The 2,034-nt window shown below is 69.4% G+C and carries 1 protein-coding gene and 1 pseudogene; one reads left to right on the forward strand and one right to left on the reverse strand.

All coding sequences use genetic code 11. The annotated features are described in order from the left end of the window. Window positions 1-201 (reverse strand): annotated as a pseudogene (locus AB0J39_RS39335) (hypothetical protein); the annotation flags it as partial. An 838-nt stretch (window positions 202-1,039) separates the two neighbouring features. On the opposite strand from AB0J39_RS39335, the gene AB0J39_RS39340 reads away from it, so the two are divergent. Further along, window positions 1,040-2,034, forward strand: a 995-nt coding sequence (locus AB0J39_RS39340; protein WP_363474285.1) for an RICIN domain-containing protein, incomplete at its 3' end; no start/stop codon positions are given.

The following is a 2,034-nucleotide window of genomic DNA, read 5'->3' on the forward strand; positions in this document are numbered from 1 at the left end:
GGCCGCGCCCAGCGTGCCGGCGGCGGCGCCCGCGGGCGTGGTCGCCGCCAGCGCGGTGACCGCGCCGAGTACGCCGAGAGCGCCGGCGACCAGCACCCGGCGGGTCGCGCCGGACAGGCGCCGAGCCGTGCCGGCGGGTACTGGGCCGGCGGGTACTGGGCTGGCGGGTACTGGGCCGGCCGGTGAGGGATTTTCGCCCATGCCTGAGCCTCCACTGCGAGATCAATGAGGGAACGCGGGCAGACGCCCGCGGGAGAACACACGCGATCCGTCGTCGCGCCGAGACTGCGGCCCCTGCCACGCACCACCGCTCCCGGCAGGAGGAAGCCGCCTTGGGGAGCAGTGTGGGAAAGCATCACGAAATGTGTCAAGGGCATGTCGAGAAAGTTTCGCGACCATTCCGGTGCGGGCCATTCATGCGCACAGGTGGGAGGGATGACGGCTCGGCGTAAGTTTCCTGCGGCGCCTGACACGTGGCGAAGCGACGCCGCAGCCGATGAAAGTTTCATCGCGTCCGGACTCCGGGCGGCGTTCTCACACCCGGGACAGGAGCAGGTGAGCCGCCCCCGCCCTCATGGGCGCCGCGACGCGAGCGGGAGCGAGCGTTGACACCGCTTGGGGGGTCAGGTTTGATCCGCTACACCACCACCACGCCCGTCGCCGATGGGAGAGGAGCACTGGCTCGCAATTGTTAGCGCTCACATATCGGGTGCGAATCGCCTGACTTCCCGGGCCGGTGCGCCCATGGCCGCGTCGCCGACGACCACCTCCGGCACCGGCGTCACCGTGCCCTGACATCAGCCGCCCTGACCTCAGCCGCCCGCGCCATGCGGCACCACCACCAGGGCCGTAACTCCAACCCGGGCGGCGACGACAGGCCGCCTCGGCGGCTGGGCCCGCTGACCCCCGCCACCTTCCCCGGCGGGACACCGCCCCGGTGCGGGGGGACACGCTTCCCCCGCACCGGCGGTGAGTCCATGGAGCGCATCGCGGGCGTCTCCGCCCGCCGGCCGTGTCTCCACCCTGCAGAGGAGAGTAGATGCACGCACCCCCCACTCGCGCGACGCGTGACCGGCGACGGTCGCCGGTCACCGTCTTCGCATGTCTCCTGGCGGCGCTCGCGACCGTCCTCGCGGGCGCCGTCGCGTGGACGGCGCCTGCATCCGCGGCGACCGTCGACACGAACGCCTGGTACGTGTTGGTCAACCGCAACAGCGGCAAGGCCCTGGACGTGTACAACTTCTCCACGGCCGACGGCGGGTCGCTCGTGCAGTGGACGCGCAGCAGCGCCAACAACCAGCAGTGGCGGTTCGTCGACTCCGGCGGCGGTTACTACCGCCTGCAGTCGCGGCACTCGGGCAAGGTGCTCGACGTGTACAACGTCTCCACCGCCGACGGCGCCGACATCGTGCAGTGGAGCGACCACAACGGCACCAACCAGCAGTTCAGTCTCGCCGACTCCTCCGGCGGCTACGTCCGGCTGATCAACCGCAACAGCGGCAAGGCCGTCGAGGTCCAGAACGCCTCCACCGCGGACGGCGGCAAGATCGTGCAGTACTCCGACTGGGGCGGCAACAACCAGCAGTGGCAGCTCGTCCGCGTCGGGAGCGTCTCCGATCAGTCGCCTTCACCGTCACCGTCACCGTCACCATCGCCTTCGGCCTCGCCGTCGGGGGATCCGTCGGGTGGGCCGTGGCCGCCGTCGTCGACGTACTCCAACCCGGTGTTGTGGCAGGACCTGGCCGACATCGACATCTTCCGGGTCGACGACACCTACTACTACTCGGCCTCCACGATGCACTACTCGCCCGGCGCGCCGGTGTTGCGGTCTTATGACCTGGTCAACTGGGAGTACGCCGGTCACTCGGTGCCCAAGCTGGACTTCGGCTCCAAGTACGACCTGAGCGGCGGCCGTGCCTACGTCAACGGCATCTGGGCTTCGTTCCTGAACTACCGCAAGAGCAACAAGACCTTCTACTGGGGCGGCTGCATCGACTTCAGCAAGACCTACATCTACACCGCCACCAGTGTCGA

The organism is Microbispora sp. NPDC049633, assembly GCF_040675265.1.
Lineage (GTDB): Bacteria > Actinomycetota > Actinomycetes > Streptosporangiales > Streptosporangiaceae > Microbispora > Microbispora maris.